17 protein-coding genes are annotated in these 23,007 nt (G+C 31.3%); 11 read left to right on the top strand and 6 right to left on the bottom strand.

What is annotated here, in order from left to right:
- Positions 1-13: 13 nt before the first annotated feature.
- A complete protein-coding gene (locus tag PXD04_RS16360) occupies positions 14-745 on the bottom strand; it encodes a hypothetical protein (protein ID WP_323735889.1) in 732 nt (243 codons plus the stop codon).
- Between the two features lie 860 nt (positions 746-1,605).
- Between PXD04_RS16360 and PXD04_RS16365 the strand changes: the two genes are divergently transcribed.
- From PXD04_RS16365 to PXD04_RS16375, 3 genes are all read left to right on the top strand, one after another.
- The gene (locus PXD04_RS16365) at positions 1,606-1,989 is read left to right on the top strand and encodes a hypothetical protein (RefSeq protein ID WP_336470728.1); all 384 of its coding nucleotides are present in this window, start codon (positions 1,606-1,608) and stop codon (positions 1,987-1,989) included.
- Positions 1,914-2,738, top strand: coding sequence for a transposase (locus PXD04_RS16370; RefSeq protein ID WP_323735891.1), 825 nt, complete (start codon positions 1,914-1,916; stop codon positions 2,736-2,738). Before PXD04_RS16365 ends, PXD04_RS16370 begins: the two co-directional genes overlap by 76 nt.
- Before the next feature lie 1,172 nt (positions 2,739-3,910).
- Positions 3,911-11,872, top strand: coding sequence for an Ig-like domain repeat protein (locus PXD04_RS16375; protein ID WP_323735892.1), 7,962 nt, complete (start codon positions 3,911-3,913; stop codon positions 11,870-11,872).
- A gap of 224 nt (positions 11,873-12,096) precedes the next feature.
- Here the strand turns inward: PXD04_RS16375 and PXD04_RS16380 are convergent, their stop codons facing one another.
- Complete coding sequence (locus PXD04_RS16380; RefSeq protein WP_323735893.1) at positions 12,097-12,738, bottom strand: HAD family hydrolase; 642 nt, start codon at positions 12,736-12,738, stop codon at positions 12,097-12,099.
- A gap of 178 nt (positions 12,739-12,916) precedes the next feature.
- On the opposite strand from PXD04_RS16380, the gene PXD04_RS16385 reads away from it, so the two are divergent.
- From PXD04_RS16385 to PXD04_RS16405, 5 genes are all read left to right on the top strand, one after another.
- Positions 12,917-13,693 carry a nitroreductase family protein gene (locus PXD04_RS16385; RefSeq protein ID WP_323735894.1) on the top strand — a complete coding sequence of 259 codons (777 nt, stop codon included), beginning with the start codon at positions 12,917-12,919 and terminating at the stop codon, positions 13,691-13,693.
- 26 nt (positions 13,694-13,719) lie between these two features.
- Complete coding sequence (locus PXD04_RS16390) at positions 13,720-14,355, top strand: flavodoxin family protein (RefSeq protein WP_323735895.1); 636 nt, start codon at positions 13,720-13,722, stop codon at positions 14,353-14,355.
- 157 nt (positions 14,356-14,512) lie between these two features.
- The gene (locus tag PXD04_RS16395; RefSeq protein WP_323735896.1) at positions 14,513-15,115 is read left to right on the top strand and encodes a zinc ribbon domain-containing protein; all 603 of its coding nucleotides are present in this window, start codon (positions 14,513-14,515) and stop codon (positions 15,113-15,115) included.
- A gap of 62 nt (positions 15,116-15,177) precedes the next feature.
- Positions 15,178-15,819, top strand: a complete 642-nt coding sequence (locus PXD04_RS16400; protein WP_323735897.1) for a zinc ribbon domain-containing protein — start codon at positions 15,178-15,180, stop codon at positions 15,817-15,819.
- 167 nt (positions 15,820-15,986) lie between these two features.
- The gene (locus PXD04_RS16405) at positions 15,987-16,391 is read left to right on the top strand and encodes a hypothetical protein (protein WP_323735898.1); all 405 of its coding nucleotides are present in this window, start codon (positions 15,987-15,989) and stop codon (positions 16,389-16,391) included.
- A 140-nt stretch (positions 16,392-16,531) separates the two neighbouring features.
- Here PXD04_RS16405 and PXD04_RS16410 read toward each other — a convergent pair whose 3' ends face one another.
- Positions 16,532-17,311 (bottom strand): hypothetical protein, encoded by a 780-nt coding sequence (locus tag PXD04_RS16410; RefSeq protein WP_323735899.1) that lies wholly within the window; start codon positions 17,309-17,311, stop codon positions 16,532-16,534.
- A gap of 201 nt (positions 17,312-17,512) precedes the next feature.
- On the opposite strand from PXD04_RS16410, the gene PXD04_RS16415 reads away from it, so the two are divergent.
- The 3 genes from PXD04_RS16415 to PXD04_RS16425 all read left to right on the top strand — a co-directional run bounded on the left by PXD04_RS16415 (position 17,513) and on the right by PXD04_RS16425 (position 20,444).
- Positions 17,513-18,526, top strand: coding sequence for a uroporphyrinogen decarboxylase family protein (locus PXD04_RS16415; RefSeq protein ID WP_323735900.1), 1,014 nt, complete (start codon positions 17,513-17,515; stop codon positions 18,524-18,526).
- A gap of 138 nt (positions 18,527-18,664) precedes the next feature.
- A complete protein-coding gene (locus PXD04_RS16420; RefSeq protein WP_323735901.1) occupies positions 18,665-19,426 on the top strand; it encodes a thermonuclease family protein in 762 nt (253 codons plus the stop codon).
- A gap of 238 nt (positions 19,427-19,664) precedes the next feature.
- Positions 19,665-20,444, top strand: coding sequence for a hypothetical protein (locus PXD04_RS16425; RefSeq protein WP_323735902.1), 780 nt, complete (start codon positions 19,665-19,667; stop codon positions 20,442-20,444).
- Positions 20,445-20,568: 124 nt separating this feature from the next.
- Here PXD04_RS16425 and PXD04_RS16430 read toward each other — a convergent pair whose 3' ends face one another.
- From PXD04_RS16430 to PXD04_RS16440, 3 genes are all read right to left on the bottom strand, one after another.
- Positions 20,569-21,381 (bottom strand): hypothetical protein, encoded by an 813-nt coding sequence (locus PXD04_RS16430; protein ID WP_323735903.1) that lies wholly within the window; start codon positions 21,379-21,381, stop codon positions 20,569-20,571.
- An 18-nt stretch (positions 21,382-21,399) separates the two neighbouring features.
- A complete protein-coding gene (locus PXD04_RS16435) occupies positions 21,400-21,945 on the bottom strand; it encodes an SHOCT domain-containing protein (RefSeq protein WP_323735904.1) in 546 nt (181 codons plus the stop codon).
- 181 nt (positions 21,946-22,126) lie between these two features.
- Positions 22,127-22,642 (bottom strand): zinc-ribbon domain-containing protein, encoded by a 516-nt coding sequence (locus PXD04_RS16440; protein ID WP_323735905.1) that lies wholly within the window; start codon positions 22,640-22,642, stop codon positions 22,127-22,129.
- Between the last annotated feature and the right edge of the window lie 365 nt (positions 22,643-23,007).

Raw genomic sequence — 23,007 nt, forward strand, 5'->3', positions numbered from 1 at the left:
TGAGGGAGAAAAATTATCCTGCAATGTCAGAACCATAAAGCTCCCTTAATTTTCCCTGATCACTATCATAACTACTTCCAATCAGCTTACCATTAGTATCATACTGCCTGAAATTACCATCCTTATAGGTAACCTCCCGATAATAACTTCCATCACCAGCTTGTAAATTCTCCTTAACTTTTTCACTTTCAATCTCAGAACCAGAAGAAGATGATTTTTTCGTAGAATTAGAATATTCTACACTACCTGTATCATTAGTACTGTTACTTGTCTCATTCAGGGAAGAGTTAACCGAATTTACATTTATACTGGATAATATATGCTCCATATCCTCCTTATTTTTAGTAATTATGAAAACATTTTTATGCCCATAATTTGTAAGGTAAGTATAAACCTTCATAGTATCTGAATGATTATATGTAATGTTAGAGTTTTGCTGTAATTGTGCTCCAATCTGGAAAGCATCCCGTGTACCAGCAAATGATGCTGCTTCACTCATATCACTTAAAGTAGCATCTGTACTGTCAAATACAAAGATTGCAACACCTTTCTCAGTATCATTATAGATACTGTAATGTTCTGTCTGATTTAATACTGTCACATTACTCTTAGGAACTTCAAAAGTCACACCATTCATTGTAATATTCATATACTCGGGAGATGAATTATACAATAAATAAGCTCCAGCTCCAATACAAAGTACTGCAACAATCACTCCTATTATAATTAAGCCTTCTTTTTTCATATATAATACTATAACAGGTATTAACTAAAATACTTATGTTAACAATAGTTATTATATAAATATTATTTAATATGTCCAGATTAAATAATAAAACATAATATTTAAACACTAATATGATAATCTTGTGATGTTATTAGAAGAAATAAATTATTTTTTTTTCATATATTGAGTATTGGACAAAACTTTTAAATCGCTTATTTTTATAATATTTTTTATATTTTTCTCTATTTTTGTATTTTTTAGTTGTATGTTCTCTTTCTAATTATGTATTACTTTTTTACTATTTAATATTATTATTTTTTCGTTATTTTTATAATTTATTTTTCTTATTTTCCATTACTTTTATATATTATTTTAATTATAATTTATTATAATTACTTATTATTGAATATAACTTATTAGTTATAAGTTATAAGTAATTTAGAGTTTAAATAAAAATGTATTATTAAATTTATAAATGAATTATAGGTTATATTATAATTTATTGATGTGTGGTTTTTTGTTATGATTTCAAAGATTTTATTGGAAAGGAGTAAGTTTATTCGTGATAATAAGTTTATTAATTTGGTTTTGGATGATGATTTGCTGTTTTTTATCATGTTTTTTGTTGAAAATTATTGTGATGAGATTTGTGCTGATTTTGTTCAAAAAGGCACGGGTAGGCCTCGTTATCCGATTGAAAGGATGTTATGTTTGATTTTATATTCATATTGTAAGAAAATTTTTTCTCCAGTACTTATTGAGTCTAATTGTGTTCAAATATTCCTTATATGATTATAATGAATGGTTTAATGCCTTCTAGTCGCAGTATTAGTCGTTATCGTAAACTTTTAGGTTGTTATTATAAAGTTATATTATCTATGACATTACAGTTAGCTTTGGATTTAAATTTAACGGATTTTGACCATGTAGCTATTGATGGAACAATTATTAAGGCATATAATAGTAGTTATAATGTTATTCGTAAAAGTGATGTTAATCGTTTATTAAAGATATTAGAAAATGATAATTATGATCAAGAGTTAATTAAAAAATTAAAAAAACCTGCACGTGATTTGTTAGAAGATAAAATGAAGTTAGATCAAAAAATTGACTTTTTATATCATATAAAAGAGGAATTAAGAAAATCAGGACAAAAAACATGTCCCCTTTATGATACTGAAGCTCGTTGGATGTTAAACAAAAAAGGCAAAAAAAATTATCATACAACCTACAATCAGCAGCAGAATACACCAGTAAGTTAATACTAGCTGTACATGTTTCCAATAAAGCAACTGACCATTATCAACTACCTCCAACAGTAGTAAAAGCCATAAACAACAGTCCAGTACCACTTAATAAAATTAGTGCAGATACAGGATATCACAACGAAATAAGCATGAGTATACTGGAAAAATACGAATTAGACGGATATATTCTCAATCGAAAACAAGCAAAAGAAAATAAAAAGAAATACAACCCCAACCCATTCCATAAAGACAACATGATAGAAATAGAAGGAACCAATGCATTCTTATGTTTCAACAATGAACTATTATTCTTCAAATACAAATACATAGTAAAAAATAATGCTAAAAAAGAAGACACAGACCCTTATGAAATAAAAAGAATATATAATAACCCAGAAGCTTGTTATATGTGCCCTTACAAAAAATTATGCTTCACAGACAGCCACGTACACAGACAAATAACAGAATACGGATCAGAATACTCACAACAAATGAAATACAAACTAGAAACAAAAGAAGGAAAAGAAGAATATCAAAAAAGAGGAAAAACAGTAGAAGCACCCTTCGGAACACTCAAACAACAATACCACATCAACCAACTACCATTCATAAACAAACAAAACGTAAAAAACATAATAAACCTATACAGCATAGCATACAACTTAAACAGAATATTCGAAATAATACACATAGATTTAGATGAAAATAACGAATATCAAACATTTAAAAAAGAAAAAATCAAAGAATACAAAACAATACCCTGAATAAAAAACATAAAATAACAACCCTTTTAGAACAAATCACTGTTGGTTAATTCTGGACTAAAAATAAACCATTAATAAAATTAACATTGTTAAGCATTTTTCAGAAAAAATAAAAAACCACACCAGAAAAGCCCAAAACAAACCCCAATCAACCTAAAAACAAGAATAAACAATTTTACAAAAAAAGCCCCATTTAACTAAAAAAGAACAAAAAAGAAAGTATCAATAAAACTAAGTCATCAGAAAGTTTGTCCAATACTCGTGATTATTATACTTTTTTTGATATAATCTGTTGTTTGTGAATTACCTCTTAGAAAAATATGGCTATACACCAAAAGATACTTTTTATATGATAATAGATAATCCCTTGATTAAATGACAAAAAATAGTATGAAAAACTATGTGAAAAAGGGTCCGATTATCCTGTATATGTCATATTGTAATCAATTGCTGAATACAACACAATACAAGTAATATGATATTAACACATCAGAAATTTTAATAGATAAATATATCATATGATTAGTGATTATATGCACATCATATCAACAGATACTAATATTGTGGACACTACCTGATTAGTAGATTATAATCTTGTTATATGTTGCCAGTCTCAATGTAAAGTTAACCAATTATATAATGTTTTTACTCTAAAAAGAGAGGGTAGTGAAAAATTAGCACTATATAATCATCACAAGACCATCCTAATAATACAAAACCTTTAAATTTTCTCATTTATAATTTAGAATAAAAGCATATGTTTACACAGTCTCTTAATGCTTTTCGATGATACATTCTTATCTTTAACAATATAAATTAATAATTATTCAATCAGATAAAATCACTATTAAGTCCTTCTCGGTAAAAAACAGAATAGTCTCTTTTAGAATGAAATCTATATTGATTATTATTATTATACAATTATATGTTGGTAAATAACTATAATTATGTAATCATATTAACATGTTATTCACTAATTATTTACATATACTAAACAATAACTAGAACTCCTTCCATACAAAAAATATAATTAATAATAAAAACATATTACATATCAATTAATTTTAAGAAAAGATATCAAATCATACTCCAAAATTTTAGGAAGAATAGATTAATATCACATCTAAAATTAATTAAAAAAAAAACACAAATAATAGGAGGTAAAAAAAGTGTTGAAAAACAAGAAACTGGTACTAGTAGCATTAACAATAATACTACTAACATGTATCACAGCAGTAAACGCAACAGACATACAAAACAATGACACAACACCAACAACAACAGTAACAACAACACACACAACACCAACAACAACCACGATTGACACAACACCAACACAAACAAGCAAGCAACAAGCATTGGAAACAAACACAACAAAAACAAAGGCTATAAACAAACAAACACAACAGAAAACCAAAGAAGCAGCAATAAACGATTACACAGAACTATATAATACATTAACAACAAGCACAGACCCAGAATTAACAGTAGAACTAAACACAGATCAAACATACACAATAACACAAAGCATATTATTAAACGAAGCAATAAACAAGCTTACCATAGAAGGAAACAATGCAATAATAGATGGAAACAATAAATACAGTTTCCTAGTTATAAACCATAAATGTGATCTAACAATAAACAATCTAACACTAACACACTGCCTAGCAAACAATACAATCCTAGGAAACCAGTATATTGATGGTGCAATATACCAGAAAGATGGAATAATAACATTAAAAAACTCAAACTTCAACAATAACAAAGCAACAAGTAACCTCTATTTAACAGGTACAGTAATAAATTTCCATGGACAAAAAATGAACATAGAAAAATCCACATTCGAATCTAATGAAATAAATAGTAAACAACTGGATAATAGTGGGGGAGCAATCAACTTTGAAGGAGAAGGAGATTATTCTAATTACATCTTAAACATAACTGAAAGTAACTTTACAGATAACAGTATAAAAAGTGTTAGTAATCGTATAGATGCTTATGGTGGAGCTATATGCTATTGGAATAATAATGGACATAATAGTTTATATATTACAAGATCAAAATTTGAAAACAATAAAATAAAAACAGCAGGTAATGCTGAAACTGAATCAATGATAAACAGTTATGGAGGAGCATTATACTACAAAGCTGATGTTTTAGATGATGTTAATATTTCTGATTCTAGTTTCACAAGTAATGGGATTGTAAATGGGAAGGAAACTGGTGAATTAGGTAATGTTAACTCCTATGGTGGAGCTATAGATCTTAATTATAATAGTCATAATGATGGTCTTGATTTTACTGTTGTTAATAACAGTTTCACTGATAATAGTATTAGTAACCGGAAAGCCGATGGTTCTTTAGAAGTTTATGGTGGTGCTTTAAGCATTCGTTATTTTAATGACTTTTCTAGTACAAATTATGTTCCAGTCTTGAATTTATCTGATAACGTGTTCTCACATAACACATTGAATAATTTCACGGAATCCTGTGGTGGAGCAATATATTCTAATGTACTGTTAAATACAGTAATATTTAACACTAATTTCACAGATAATCATTTACTTACTGTTTCATCAAGTAGTATAAGTGCAAAAGGTGGAGCCATATTCATTGAAAATGAAAAGGATAATGGACGAAATAGTTTAACCATTACAAAATCAAAATTTAACAACAATAAAATTACAATATATAATTCTGAAGATAACTCAAATAGCCTAAAGGGAGGAGCATTATACTTCAATACTAATGGGTTAGATGATCTTAATATATCTGATTCTAGTTTCTCTGGTAATGGTATTGTTAATGTGAATGAAACAACGGGTGAGTATTCTTCAGGGGATTTTGATTCCAGTGGTGGAGCAATAGACATTACTTTCAATAATCCAGATCAAAGACTTGTATTTACTGTTGTTAATAATAGTTTCACTGATAATGGTATTAGTAACCAGAAAATAATTGGTTCTGGAATAGGTTATGGTGGTGCTTTAAGTATTAAAAGTACTAGTCCTAGTTCAGATGTTGTTCCAGTATTTAATTTATCTGATAATGTGTTCTCACATAATTCTTTGAATAATTTAATGGAATCCTATGGTGGGGCTGTATATTCTGATGCATTGTTAAATACGTTCATATATAACAGTAATTTCACAGTAAATTCTATTAATACAGGAAATGGTCAAAAAGCATCTGGTGGTGCTTTAGCATTAGTTGGATTTATAAATATTAGTAACTCTAATTTCCATGATAATCTTATTAAGGCAAGTGCGCTGGATTATGATATGTATGAGTCTGATTATTATGGTGGAGCAGTCTTTATTGATAAATTAAAAAGTTATGGTTATGAAACTGAGAGTAATGATTTTGTAATTGAAGAATCTAACTTTACAGGTAATAGAATTATAGCTAACGGTCTAATTGATGATCTATATGTATATGGTGGTGCAGTATTTTACGAAAACGATGCTATGATAAGTTCTGATACTTCTGCAATGATAATTAATAATTCTTATTTCAATGATAACACAATAACGGTTACTTATAGATATCGTGTATTTACATCTGGTGGGGCAATATACTTTAATCAGATGGGTGCTAGTTCAGTCAGATTAAATATTATTAATTCTGAATTAGATGAAAACCATGTAAAAAATGTACTTGTTGGTGAATCTGGGGAGATTAACAGTTATGGTGGAGCATTATACTGCAATGTCAATAATTTAGATAATGTTATCATATCTGATTCTAGTTTCACTGATAATAGTATTGTTGATGTGAATAACTCTGAGTATGGTTCTTATGTTGGTGAATCCAGTGGTGGAGCAATAGATATTAAATATGGTAGTTATAATGAAGGTCTTGTAATTACTGTTGTTAATAATAGTTTCACTGATAATGGTATTAGTAACCAGAAAACATTAGGTTCTGGAATAGGTTATGGTGGTGCTTTAAGTATTAAAAGTACTAGTCCTAGTTCAGATGTTGTTCCAGTATTTAATTTATCGGATAATGTGTTCTCACATAATTCTTTGAATAATTTCAGAGAATCATCTGGTGGGGCTGTATATTCTGATGGATTGTTAAATATGTTCATATTTAACAGTAATTTCACATTGAATTCTATTAATACAGGAAATGGTCAAAAAGCATCTGGTGGTGCTTTAACATTTGAAGGATTTATTAACATTAGTAACTCTAACTTCCAGGATAACTTTATTAAGGCAAGTGCACTGGAAGGTATGAGTGATTCTAAATATTATGGTGGAGCAGTCTCTATTGATAAAATAAATAGTTATGGTTATGAAACTGAGAGTAATGATTTTGTAATTGAAGAATCTAACTTTACAGGTAATAGAATTATAGCTAACTGTATAATTGATAATCTATATGTATATGGTGGTGCAATATTTTACGAAAACTCTGATATGATAAGTTCTGATACTTCTGCAATGATAATTAATAATTCTTATTTCAATGATAACACAATAACGGTTACTTATAGATATCGTGTATTTACATCTGGTGGGGCAATATACTTTAATCAGATGGGTGCTAGTTCAGTCAGATTAAATATTATTAATTCTGAATTAGATGAAAACCATGTAAAAAATGTACATGTTGGTGAATATGGAGAGATTAACAGTTATGGTGGAGCATTATACTGCAATGTCAATAATTTAGATAATGTTAACATATCTGATTCTAGTTTCACTGATAATAGTATTGTTTATGTGAATAACTCTGAGTATGGATCTTATGATGGTGAATCCAGTGGTGGAGCAATAGACATTATTGCAAGGGGTTTTAATCCTAATGCTGTATTTACTGTTGTTAATAATAGTTTCATTAATAATGGTATTAGTAATCAGAAAACAATTGGAGCTGGAACTGGTTACGGTGGTGCTTTAAGCATCCGTGATTATTCAAATGGAGATAATGTTATTGTCTTGAATTTATCTGATAATGTGTTCTCACATAACAGTTTGAATAATTTCAGAAAATCATATGGTGGAGCAGTATATGTTGATGCTATTGAAAATACTGAGTCAGTGTTTAATATGTCCATATATAACACTAATTTCACATTGAATTCTATTAATACCGAAAATGGAGAAATAGCAAATGGTGGTGCATTAAGTCTTTCCGTATATTTAGATATTAAATGTTCTAACTTCCAGGATAACATTATCCGGGCAAAATCAGAGGATAATCAATGTCCATATTATGATGGTGGAGCAATATATATCCATAATGATAATTATGAGACTCTAGTGAGTATAGTTAACAGTAGCTTTGTTAATAATGCTATTATTATCCCTAAAATAAACGATGAAGGAAAGGCTAGAGGTGGAGCTATAAGTATTAAAGGAATTTATGATATTAACTTAACCAATTCCAATTTTACAGGAAACAGTATAACCGGCCAATTAAATGAGGCACATGGTGGAGCTATAAACCTAGATACTAAGGGAATCATAACAATCTCTGATGTAAAATTTGATGATAATATCATAAATGTAAAATATGAACGTGTGGAGAATGTAAGTGGTGGAGCAATAAATATATATTCTTATGATTATAATCAACCATTTACCTTTGCTAATATAAGTTCATCATCTTTCACAAGAAACACAGTTAGAAGTGAAGGATTAGCAAACGAGGCATATGGTGGAGCAATATATGTAAGTGGAGACAGTAACAGTCAATTCGCACTATCAAATTCCAACTTCACAAGTAACAGTGCAAGTATAGGAAACCCTAACATTGAAGATGCTAAAAATAAAGTAAATGGTGGAGCAATATACAATAGAGGTTTATCCACTGAAAACTTTAACCTAAACAATAATGAATTCAGAAACAACACTCCTGAAAACTTCATAGTAAACAGTACAAACAATATCATACTAGACAGAAACGATGAGCACATACCAGGCTGTGCAACAGTAGAAGTATACCTTGATGATGAACATTTAGGCACAGCAAAACTAACAAATGAAGCAGGCACACCAGAAATCATAGATTTCCCAGCAAAAGAAGGAACACACACATACAAGCTAGTAATCACTGAAGACAAAGAAAATGAACACTTCAAGGAAAACATTTACTACATAACCTACACCCTCGCAACCAGTACTGATACAACACCAACAAAGATAACACTAGCATACGATCCAAACAATATTAAGATGGGTGATACAGTAACAATAACAGGTAACTTCACAGACAATGAAGGCAATAAACTAGACACAAGTAAAGTTCACTTATATGTAAATGATGTGGAAGTAACCCTAACTGCTACAGAGGACGGATTCAAGTACGAATTTGTAGCAAACACAACCAACTATTACGTATTAGCAGTATTTGATGGAAACACCACATACCAGGCCAGCATGAACAAAACATCATTCAATGTAACTAAACGTCCAACAAGCATCACAGCAGAACGCCTATCCGATGATGTTGAAAACGTTGCAATCAAATTCACAGTAAAAGACACAACTTCAAACAACATTATCCCAGAGGGAATAATAGTAATAACCGATGAAGAAGGAAACATAATACAATCATCCAAGTATGATGAAAACACCAAAAACATCACAATCACTGACCTTCCAAGTGGAACACATACAATAAATGTCACATACATAGGAAACAACACATACAACATGTCAACACAGGAACTAACAGTAACAGTATTACCAAAAACAAACATTACAATAGAAGTACTAAACCATACAAAAGGAAACGTAGTAATCAATTACACAGTAACCAAAGACGGACAACCAATAGGTGCAAATGTTGACGTACAAATAAAATTACCAAACGGTACCACAGTAACCCGTAAAACAGACAATAATGGTAAAATCAGCATAACCGATCCAACAGTTACAAGTGGTGAACACACAACAACAGCAACACTACCAACAAGTAATGAATACATAGGTACAACCTCAGATAAGGATGTTTACGTAGCAGATGATGTACAATCATTACTAGATGAAATCGAAGAACTCAAAACAAACATAACAGAACTCAAAACAAACATCACTAATCTAGAACAAGAATTAGAGGAAGCAAAACGTAACAATACAGAACTTAAAGAAAACATCACAAAACTCGAACAGGAACTAGGTGAAGCTAAACAGAACATCACAAATCTGGAAAACAACATAACAGAACTGGAAAGAGCATTAGAAGCAAACAAAACAGCACTAGAAAACAATATCACAGCACTACAAAACAATATCACAGCACTAGAAAACAATATCACAGCACTAGAAAACAATATCACAGCACTAGAAAATGCACAGGACACAATAGATAAACTAACAAAAGACATAGAAAACCTAACAGAAGCACTACAAAACAATATCACAGCACTAGAAAATGCACGTGAACAAATAGAAAACCTAACAGAAGCATTAAATAACAACATTACTGCTTTACAAGAAGCTGAAAGAGAAAATCAACAACTAAACAACACAGTTAATAACCTTACAAAAGAATTAGAAAATGCAAATAAAACAATAGAAAACCTAACAAAAGATCTGGAAAAAGCACAGGACACAATAGACGAACTAAATGAAACCAACAAACAACTAAACGACACAGTAAACAACCTAACCAAGCAATTAGAAGACGCAAACAAAACAATACAAAATATTACAAAAGAATTGGAAGATGCAAACAATAAAATAGACAACCTAACCAGTCAATTAGAGGATGCAAACAACAAGAACAAGCAACTAGCAGATGAACTCAAAGAAACAAGAGACAAAGTATCAGAACTCGAAAAACAATTAAAAGATGCACAGGACACAATAAAAGACCTAGAAGACCAACTAGACAAACTAAACAAGACAAGCAAAATAACAGTAATACCAACCAATGGAACAGTAGAAGACAACAATGTAATAGTAACACTGGAAAACAAACTAGGAACACCAATCAGTAACGCTACCGTCAATGTAACAAACAAAGACGGACAAACAATAGGAAACGCAAAAACAGACAAAGATGGAATAGCAGTAATACCAGTAAATACAAAGGCAGGAACAGAAGAAATAACAGTAACCTACCCTGGAAACACTAACTACACACCAGTAAGCAAAAAAATAAATGTAACAACAACTAAAAACAATGTAACAGTAACAGTAGACCCAGTAGAAGGAATAATAGGAGAAACAATAACACTAACAGCACACCTAACAGATAAGAACGGAAACCCAGTTAGTGGAGGAAACCTAGTATTCAAGCTCAACGGTAAAACACTACGCAAAGACGGAAGCTTCAACAGCACAGCAAGTCCATGGAAATTCACTGTAAAAGATGGAATAGTAACAGTAACAATAAATGCTGACCTATACCTACGTAACGCTAAAAACCTAACAGCAAGCTACAGTGGAAGCTACAAGTACAACGAAGCAAAAAGTAACACAGTAACCGCACAAATCAAGAAACGAAACGCTAGAATAACAGTAAACACTAACCCTAAAGTACAAGAACAGTACAAGACAATAACTTTCAAAGCAAAAATCATAGACACAACACCAAACTATAAAAACAAGACAATAATATCAGAAGGAAACAAAGTACTCTTCAAAATCAACGGAAAAACAATCAAAGACAACAAAGGCAAAAACGTACTAGTAACAGTTAACAGTAATGCTACTGCAACCTACAAGTACACTGTACCGGCTGGTATGGGTGGAATCTCAAAAACAGGCACTGTCCGTGACTACACCGTAGAAGCATTACTTGTAAGTGATAATTACTATCCAGACACCCGTAACACAACAACATTTAATGTTGAAAGAAGTCCAGTGACAATCGAATTAAACAAAGTAACAGTGAACAAAAACAACAAGTTAAGCATAAAAGCTAACATCAAAGATTACAAATCAAACAATGTAATTGGTGACAACCAGGTTAACATTAAGATTAATGGTAAATCATATGTGAACCCAAAAACTAATAAGACCCAAAACTTCAAAGTTACAAATGGAGTTGTGGATTTAAGTGGTTTACAGTTATCTAAGGATCTTAAGGTTAAGAAGGTTACCATAGTTACTGGTGCTCGTCAGGCTTACTTTGGTGGTCGTAACGAAACTAGTAAAATAGTAAGAGTATAATGAATTTTTATTCTTTATACTCCCTTAACCCCCCAATTATTATTTTTATTTTATTATTATCTTTTTTTTAGATTTTAATCGTATTACAAGTGATAATTTTAATAAAAACTTGGAATAGAGTTCTATTTTTTACAAAAAAAACATTTTTGATAATCTCTAATATTTCCTTAAAGTGGAGAATATATGGAGGGAAGGATAAAAAAATATATTAAAACACATGAAATCTATATGTTTTCTTCTTTAATAAGGTCAAGTATTTCCTCAGCCCTACTGATAACCATTAATGGATACGGATTTTCATAGTCTTCACGGCTTCCCTGACCATAAGTTACCAGTACCAAGTCAATACCCGCATTTATTGCTACTTTCACATCAGCATCCTTGTCACCAAGGTATACAACTTCCTCGAGGCTAACATTTTCATTGTTTATTATTTCATTTACTCTGTAGGGGTTTGGTTTATCAGGTACTCCTTTCCTGTACCCGGATATGTGCTTGAAGTTCACTTCATTGAAATACTTTTCTGCTAACTTTTCAACGGTTTTTTCTTCACGGTTACTGCATATTGCAAGTGTAACTCCATGTTCTTCAAGTTTCTTCAGTACCTGTATTATCCCGGGGTATGGCCTTGTATTCGTTAACGGGTCTTCTTTGTATAATTCAATGTATCTGTCATATACGGGCGTGTTTTTACCGGCATTGTTGTCATTCAGGTATTTTCTAAATGTGGGGTAATGTAAATTGTTAAAGTCTTCTGTATATGGGGGTATATTAAATTCCTCCAGTACCCTGTTAACACAGTTATATGAGTCTTCGAATGTGTCCAGTATCATGCCGTCCAGGTCAAAAATAAATAAACGCTTCATATTGAAATATTTGTTTTAATTAGTTTTTATTATTTTTTAATAAAAATTATCATATTGAATATTGTTCAAAAATTATCAAGCATATACCCTATATTTAATACACTAATAACAAACATATTATATAATGTTATTAATATGATGAAAGTATAAACACAATATAGTTAATGGTGAATAATCTATGAACAATCAGGAAATCATAAAAACAAGAAAAAGCATCAGAACATTCAACAATAAAAAAATAAGCAAGGAAGATAAAGAAAAACTCGTCCAATACATGCAAACAATCAAAAACCCCTATGATATACCCATAGAATTCATAATACTAGACCAGGACAAATACAATCTATCAAATCCAGTAATAGAAGGCGAAGACTTCTACATAGCAGCAAAAGTACCAAAAACAGAACAATGCGAAGAAGCATACGGATACTCCTTCGAAAAACTAATACTATACGCATGGAGTCTGGGAATAGGAACAACATGGATAGGAGGAACATTCAACAGAGAACTCTTCGAAAAAGCAGCCAATATAAATGATGATGAATACATGATGATAGCAACACCAGTAGGCTACCCATCAAATACTAGAACACAAGTAGATAAGGACCTGAGAAACACTATCAAAGGAGATACAAGACTACCCGTACAAGAACTATTCTATGAAAATAACCTACAAACACCATTAGAAACAAAAGAAGAGTGGATGGAAGCAGTAAGATGGGCACCATCAGCCGCAAACATGCAACCCTGGAGGATAATACGCAATGAAAACAAGTACCATTTCTACCTGGAACACACAAAGGGGTACACATCCACAGTAGAATGGGATGTGCAGAAGATAGACATGGGAATAGCAATATGTCACTTCATGACAATACACGGAGGACAACTCAGCCATGAAAATCCAGGCATACAAACAAGTGTAAACATTGAATATATAGCAACAATAAAATAAGATATAACAAGGGAGTTTGATAAATTATGACAAAGAAAATCGTAGCAGTAAATGCAGGACCAAGAAAAGGATGGAATACCGACACACTAATAGATGAAGCAATAAGAGGAGCAGAATCCGAAGGAGCAGAAGTAACCAAGTACAACCTCTTCAAACTGGATAAATACACAGGATGCATCTCATGCTTCGTATGTAAAAAAGAACAATTCAAGGGAAACTGCATAGTAAAGGATGGACTAAAAGAAGTACTAGATGCAATCAGAGAAGCAGATGGACTAATAATAGGCTCACCAAACTATCTTGGAGAAATGACAGCATCATTCAGGGCACTCTACGAAAGACTAATCTTCCAAAACCTAACATACAATACAGAAGTACCATGCTGCAACCAAAACCCAACCAACGTACTCCTAGTAATGACAAGTAACGCACCAGACGACATGTACACACCATTAATACAGAATTACCAGTCCACACTAAACAACTTTGTAGGATCAACAGATGTATTTGTCAGCGGAAACACATTACAAATAGAAGATTACAGTAAAACAGACTGGCCATGGTTTTTCAATGCAGAAGAAAAATATGAAAGACACGAAAAAATATTCCCAAAAGAACGAGAACAAATGTACCAGAAAGGAAAAGAACTAGCAAAAAAATAACACCACCACCCCTTTCTAACCAATAACTTTTTTTAATTAATCAATTATAAATTACAGCATAATATCCTCCACTAAACTCCAATATCAATCAACAAAAAGCTATAAATACATACAAAAATAAACCCTTTCATAAAGATAACAGGAGGAGAATAATAATATGATTTGTCCAAACTGTGGTCTAGAAAATGTAGAAGGAGCAAAATTTTGCCAAAGCTGCGGACATCCACTAAACAATTACCAGAACCCAGGATACAACAATTACACACAACCAATACCAACACAAAAAAATAAAAACAACAACACAATACTCATCCTATGCATCACAATCATCATATTAACAGCAATAATAGCAGGAACATACCTATTCTTACTAAACAATAACGAAACAACACCTAACAATCAGGCAAACGAGATAAATATTCCACAACTAAATGTAAGCTCTGCATCATTCTACCTGGACGGAAACCCAAACACTGGAATACCAGCAACAATAACAGTCGGAAAAGAACACGTTGGAGAAAACATGGAAGTTATCACAACATACTCAAGGGACGGAACAAACCTAAACAGCCCATCAGGATACGAAAACCATGTAGTAGACGAAGATGGAAACATAAAAATAACAGAATACGCACCAATACCAAAATACCCGGATTACTGTAAAATAGAAATACGATACAAAAACAATGTATACCAATACGGTTGTGACATGGGCAAACACAAAGGATCACAAACAAGCACACCAAGACCAATATCATAACTCATAGAAAAATAATATAAACCAAGATACATAACCAAAACAAAAGGTGGCCTGAAAATAAAATGAAATTTTGTCCACAATGCAGATATGCAAACACGGATGATGCAATGAACTGCACAAACTGTGGCCAACCACTAGATACAAAAATATCATATCATAACAATTACCAGGCAAGAAATAAAGAATCAAACACAAAATACATTATAATAAGCATAACAATAATACTAGTCACACTAATAATAGCAGGAACAGTACTCCTACTAGCAAACAATCACACAAACACGCCAAACCAAGAACAAATAAACACACCAGAACAAGCAGCAAACACAACAACACCCACTAATAATATGACAACAAATAATGAACAAAACAAGGCAAACACACCACTCAAAATAATAAGCGGAAGCATAAAAACAGGAAGCTCACTACAAGACAAAACATACATAACAGTAAATGTAGGAAAAGAACATGCCGGAGAAAACGTGAAAATCAGAGTAAACTACAGTCGTAACGGCACACAACTAAACCCAGGAAACATAGTGCCAAAAACAGTGGATAACACGGGAACATTTTCAATGCCAAGTGCAAACTCATTCAAATACTATCCAGACCATGCACATATAACATTATATGATGCCAACGAAAATATAGTGGATACAAAAGAAGTAAACCTAAACCCAACCAGTGGCACTCAAAACTACTAAAACATCATTCAAAATAATCTAAAAATCCAGAACAATATAATTGTTACTGGATCTAACCTCACAACTCTTTTTTTTTTAATACAATATATAAACAAATTATTTAAACACAAACTAGTAAACTAATAACTATATAATAATTCAATAAAATATACATGGGAGGGAAAAAAATGGAAGAAAAAAACCTTATAATCATCTGTATCACAGCAATAATATGCGTAGCAATAATAGCCGGAGTCATATTATACATAAACAATAGTAACCAAGCAAACAACACTACCAATAACACAACAAACAATACAATCAACGTAACAATCAACGACACAAACAACACAAACAACACAACTACCACTACAAAGAAAACAACAACAAAGAAAACCAAAAAAAATACTGATCCAGATTATGATCCAGAACGTGATGCAAGCCACAAATATGCAACAGAAGACAATCCAATAACTGTACAACAAAGTGATGGAGAATACACTTACTATGGACCAGGACACTATGATTACTATGCCGGAGGCAATCACATGTCTGGTGGTTACTATAAAGAACAAAAAGAGAGATACAGCTAAAAAAGTAGTATTCTCTTAAACCTCTTCTCCTCTTATTTTAGATTATTATTAGTAAAAAGTACATACAGATTTAAATCAACAATCCAAATCAAGTTTAAATAAAAAAAAATTAATAAAATAAAAAAAATAATAATGGAGTTTTAATGCCATTTGATACTACTCATATCCTCTTCTTCTTTTAAAACTTTGGCATGCATTATATTTTCCAGGAAGTTATGAGCATATACAGTTACCTCTTTTTCATAGTAATCCTTGTTCTCATTGAAGAATTCATCAGGAAAATGTAGTTCTACAGCTAATTCATAGGGAGGTAAAATCTTTTCCTTCTGATAATCCCTGCCGATAAGGGCTAATTGAAAATCATTTAACTTGTCAAGATTGTCCTTTACTGGCCATATTTTTCTGTTTCTGAATTGATTAGTTTCTATTTCTGGTATTATCTTTTTGTAAGCACCCCTGGTAATGCTTAGACTCAGTTCATCCAGTAGTATGGTGCTGTTGTCATTAATTGTATACGCAAGTTCATCTATCCAGTACTGGTATGATTTAAGAGTATTGTTGGCAGTGAATAGTATTTCATATTTTATCTCATATTTCTTGTCATTGTTAATTGTTTTTTCTGATAATATTCTGCTTTTATCAATGTAATTTCGTATTATGTTCTTAAGATTATATATTCTCTTACCTGATGGGTATTCCCTAGTACTCATATCATATGCTATTTTCACGTGTAATGTTTTTCTCCGGTAATCCTTATTATGGAAGATGTAATGTTGTATTCCATTCATATCATGGAATGTTATTACTCCTGAACCATATCGTCTTTTAGTATATGATTCCTCTTTGGGCTTATGGTAGTCCAGAGGTGATATGCTAAGTTTATTCGTGTTTAGGAAGTTTTCAATTCTTTTATTGAACATATTATTATCTTTTTCTTTTATTAGTAAAAAAATTTTTTCATTTACATATACTATCCATGTTTTATCCATGTATTACTTATTAATACGTATGTTTAAAGATTAAATAGCAATTAATAACATAATATATTATTAAAGTCCGTGATTAAAAAGAATTAATTAATCTAGTATTCTACATGATTATAGATATTGGAGTGTTTTAGGATGAATTTGAAAGATAATTTAATTAACGTGTTAAAGGGTAAAGGTTCAGAAATAACTCCTGTTGTAGCATTCCCCACAGTGTTAACAACACAATTACTGGATATGGCTCATACAACATTTGATGAGGCATGTCATGATGCAGATAAAATGGCAGAGGTAGCAGGTTCAGTGTATGAACACACAGGCCTTGAGGCAATAACTGTGCCATTAGACTTATGGTTTGAATCAGAATCATTCGGATATGTTGTTGAAAGACAGGAAGGAAAAATTACTCCAAAAGTATGTGTTGCACCATTCAAGAGTGTTGAAGAATTGGAAGTTCCCCGAGATTTTACTTGTCTAGGACAATTTCCTGTAATAGAGAAAGCAGCAAGCATACTTCATGAAAGATATGATGACAAGGATGTGCCACTAGTGGGTGAAGTGACGGGTGCTTTCACATTACTAACTGATCTTGTGGATATGGGTGAGATAATTAAGATGTTGAACTCAGATTATCTGGGAATTGATGATGCCCTCGAAGAGATTAACACAGTATTATTGGATGAGGTGGAGTTTTATAATGATATTGGCGTTGATGTGATAGTGGTGAATGATCCTAGTTCCACGTCACGTATATTGAAGCCTGACCTGTTTGAGGATCTTGTTGGACCTTACTTATCTGAATTGTATGATGCAATGAATGTTCCGGGTGTTCTTCATATATGTGGTGATACACGCCCATCCTTGGAGCATATGCTCTCATGTGGCTATGATGGTCTCAGCATATCACAGGAAGTGGACATAACTAGTATAAGTGCTTTACGTGAGGAGATTGGAAGCAATACTATGATTTGTGGAAATGTTGCTATTGGTGAAACGTTATTGATGGGCAGTGCTGATAAGATATTGGAAGATTCAACAGAATGTCTGGAGAAGGGAGTTGACATTTTAGGTCCTAGTTGTAACATTGCCTATGAAACACCCCTGAACAATATACGGGCAATGGTGGAAGCAAGGAATAGTTATTTGTGACACGCCATTAATAACAAATTTTTAGAAGAGTATATTCATAAGAAGGTATAAATTATAGGAAGAACTATTATTGATTATAAGCCGCATAATTATAATATAATCAATAATAAATACTATAATTATTATTTTGTGGGGGTAATGGAAATTAAAAGAATAACAAATAAGAAAGTACACCTGGTACTATTCATGCTACTGTGTATCGTATCATTATCAGTATCCTCTGCATACTATACTGGAACAGGTTTCACACACAGTAAGGCAGATAATTATTATGACTCATATTCTACACAGGACATACTGGGAAAATATGAGAACACCTATTTAACCAGTGAAGAACGTGCCGTCTGTACAAAAGTAGTGGATGGAGATACAATCTACTTATCCAATGGAAAAAAAGTTCGACTAGTGGGAGTAAACACTCCAGAAAAAGGAGTGGCAGGATGTCAAGCTTCCAAAAGATTTGTTGAAAAATTATGTTTAAACAAAGAAGTTGGAATAAATGCTGATGACCGAAAATACACAGATAAGTATGGTAGAACACTAGCCGTGGTAATAGTTGATGGAAAGAATTTGAATGAAATGCTTCTAAAGGAGGGCCTGGCAGAGGTAATGTTCATACCACCAAGTGAATTCTCACCATACAAGTGGGCTGAGGGTGCACCAGCAGCTGATCATGTGACAACAACAGATACCAGTACTAGTGTAGAGTCTTCCAGTTCCACTAATAACCTGGCCAGCAGCAGTTCTGATGGTTATGTGGGAAATATAAATTCACAAAAGTTTCATAAGCCGGACTGTAAAGGAGTAAGTAAGATGAGTGATAAGAACAAGGTTTACTTCTCCAGCAGACAGGATGCAATTGATAATGGGTATCAGGCCTGTCATATATGCAACCCCTAAACACCCTATTTTTTTTAAATAATTATATTAGTACATGTACATGTAATACTAGTTTTTTCTAAAAATGTATCATACAAATCATTTTAAACAACATACCAATAAGAATAATACAAACATTTATAAAAAACACCATAAATACTATTACACAACTACAAAAACAATACATATAAATAAAATATTACCTGTAACTAAAAAAAAATGAAATAAAATAATAAAAAAACGATAAGGGGAAAAGAAAATGATAACCTGGAAACACTTATTCAACCAGAAAATATTAGAAAAAAGCAAAAACTACAAAGGAAAAATCAGTGAAATAAAACATACTCCAAGTACAATAACAGCACAACTAAAAACAAACAAAGAATTCAAAGTAGAACTAATAATAGAAGAAAATCAATTATTTGACCTAAACTGTACATGTTCAAACAAAACACATTGCATACATCAAGCAGTATTCCTACGATTCATAGAAGAATTCCCAGAAATCCTAGAAGACCACCAAAAATACTATAAACCACAAAAATCAGTATTAAACAAAGACTGCGAACAAATGCTAAAACAAGTAAGCATAACACGCCTAAACACATTCATAAAAAAAGAATTAAAACAAAACCCACAATTCAAATATGATTTCATCAAATACTTCCAGAACAAATCATTAATAGATGAAAAACTATACGAAAAAAAACTGAACACAATATTCAACAACGCAAAAGGACAAGGATTCAGCTACCATGGCTACTATGAAATGAGAAGCCTAGCAAAACCACTAAAAAAATACATGAGAACCGACATTAAAAAACTAATAGAAGCAAAAGAATACAAACTAGCATGCAAACTATTAAACAATATAATGGAAAAGTTATCAGATGAAAATTACTTCGATGATAGAAGATTCTATGACATAGTTTATTATTACCAGGATTATGCAGATATACTACTAGAACAGAACATTAATGACAAAGATAAAAACAAAATAAAAAAATATTTAATCCACTTCTACGAATTCGGATTCTAAAACAAAATGATTATACAAACATGTTACATAAAATGTGGTTATCAAAGAAAAAATACATTGAAAAAAATATAAAAAATAGAAGATTAGAATATTATTATCCATTCTAATCACACGTTTTTAACATTTAATTGAAGTTTATTGTTTGAGTAAATATTGGATTACTACTAAAGCTTTCACTTACTCGTATCTCTACCTTTGCAGGCTTTTTACTTGAATCTTCATAATATGGTATGTTCAGCTGATATTTCTGATTAGCTTTAACATCATTTAAGATTCCAGAATCATAAGTTTCCGTAATTTGTGTTCCATCAGCTGCAAACCATACTCCTTTTACCTGTACACTTTCAAGATCTTTCTCAGAAGTTAATGTTCCCTGCACTCCACCAGTATAAGTTCCATAAGATACTTTCAAATCACTACTTACATTAGTAATATGTATCCCATTTGCCTTTTCTTGTAAATTATTATTATAACTGGCATCACCAATTACACCGGATAATATTATCAGTACTGCAGAGATAATTACCACTGCCCAGTAGATAGTATTGTTGGATGTTCGTGGAAAATTCGGATATCTTTGTTTAATCTGTGTTTTGTTCATATAATAGTTTTCATCATCAAATTGTGAGCTGTTTTCTGATTTATCTTTCTCAGTGTATGCTATTATTGCTGCTATTATATAGAATAGGAAACCTGCCAGTCCCATTACACTGGTTCCTATCAGCACTCCTACTCCACATACAATGTATTGTGCTATTGCAATTTTATAATCCTTATTGAACAGGTAGATTCCTAACAGTCCTAGTATGCTAGCTATAAGTGTTATTGACCCGTTTGTTGCAAGGTCTGCACTTAGTCCTGACCATGCATATGCATAAATTGCTCCTCCCAGACCACATATGAATGCAAGTACTGCTATTATGGGATTAATTTTCATACGCTTAATCCTCCCCTTTTATTCTATTTTCATTTTAAGTAGTTCTTTCTTTTTTTCCTCAAATTCTTCCTCTGAGATTATGCCCTCTTTCATAAGATTGTGGAAGTTACGTATTTCCTCGGAGATATTGATTTTTTCTTCTTTTTCCTCGGTTTCTTGGATTAATGGTGTGTTATTGTAATTAATGCTTGTGTCAGTGTAACTTGGAGTTTTGTTTAATAGTTTTTCGTCTTTTCGTGTGTTATTTCTCATTCTTTTAATGCTTTCATAGAAGTTTTTAAATTCAATCTCGTTTTCTAGGCAGTTTACCTCAAATTGGTCTCCTGCTATTCCAATATAAAATTTATCTTTTAATAGGAAGTTACCCTTGGAGAATAGTAGAAAATCGATGTCCTGTACTGGTTTATTATAATTAAACATTGAATCAAGTGATCTGATTTTAAATTTATTCTCTGATAATTCAAGGGATACATTTCCCACATCTTTTATTTTTGCACTGTTTAGTCGGGGTACATCCACTTTTTTAGTATGGGTGTTAACCTCGTTGATTTTGTTTAAAGTCATAAAAATCACTAAAATTAATTATTTAATGTTTACATGTAATTGTATATAGGATGGTTAATTTAAAGGTATTGTTATTATATATTATGGGTATGACGGGCAAATTAGTATGTGGCATTATTTTTAAAAATAGTTATTGAAATTTAAGTATAATTATGTTAAAGGGGAGGGTGGGTGGTGAAGTTTATTCAAGGTCTAACTGTCCGAATAATAATGGTATGCTATGTCCCTCGTTAATAGCCTGAGTACAAAGGTGAGCATCATACGAGGAGTATATTATAAGTGCTATTCCCATTATTAATGAAAGGATTGTTCCAACAGCTTCTGATACTACTAATATTATTGCTACGTTAAATAATGTTATAAGTAATCCAACAGCTCCAATTACGAGTCCTCTCTTGAATAATCCAAGATATATTTGTCCTATACCTGCTAGGAAGTAGAAGAATATACCACCTATACAATTTAATATTATTGCAATAATAGCATTTTTCTTTTTGGGTGGTGTGTAGTTTGGCTGATAAGTGTTTGGCTGAGTGGTTGGTTGTTGGTAGGTCTGGTTATTATCCTGGTAATTATTGTTATTGTCTGGATTAAAATCGTACTGTGTTTCAGTATTTTCTGGTAAATTATATCCACAGGATGAACAGAACTTTGCATTGTCCTTATTTTGATATCCACAAGACTGACAAGTTTTCATTATCATTTCACCTCTTCATGTCTTTTTGTTTAGAAATAATATATATTTACTGTTTATTATACTTTCACTTATTTGTTTAATATAATTTCTTATTAAATTAAATAGAATGTTTATGTTCATTAAATATAAACTTTGTTTTTATAATATCAACATAGTACTGGATTATATTAATTTAATAATGTTCATTTTGTTTTAGTAAATTGTGTATTTGTCATTATTTCTTATTTTATTTATTAAATTAGAAATTTTTTTGATATAATATTTAATTTTGTTGTTTAATCTTTTTTTTATAATTTATTTTGTATTTATAATAATTTTTGAAGGTAACTCTTTAATTATTTTTTTTATTGATTTTTTTTAAAAAT

It is taken from the genome of Methanosphaera sp. ISO3-F5 (assembly GCF_034480035.2).
In the GTDB taxonomy this organism is placed as follows: domain Archaea; phylum Methanobacteriota; class Methanobacteria; order Methanobacteriales; family Methanobacteriaceae; genus Methanosphaera.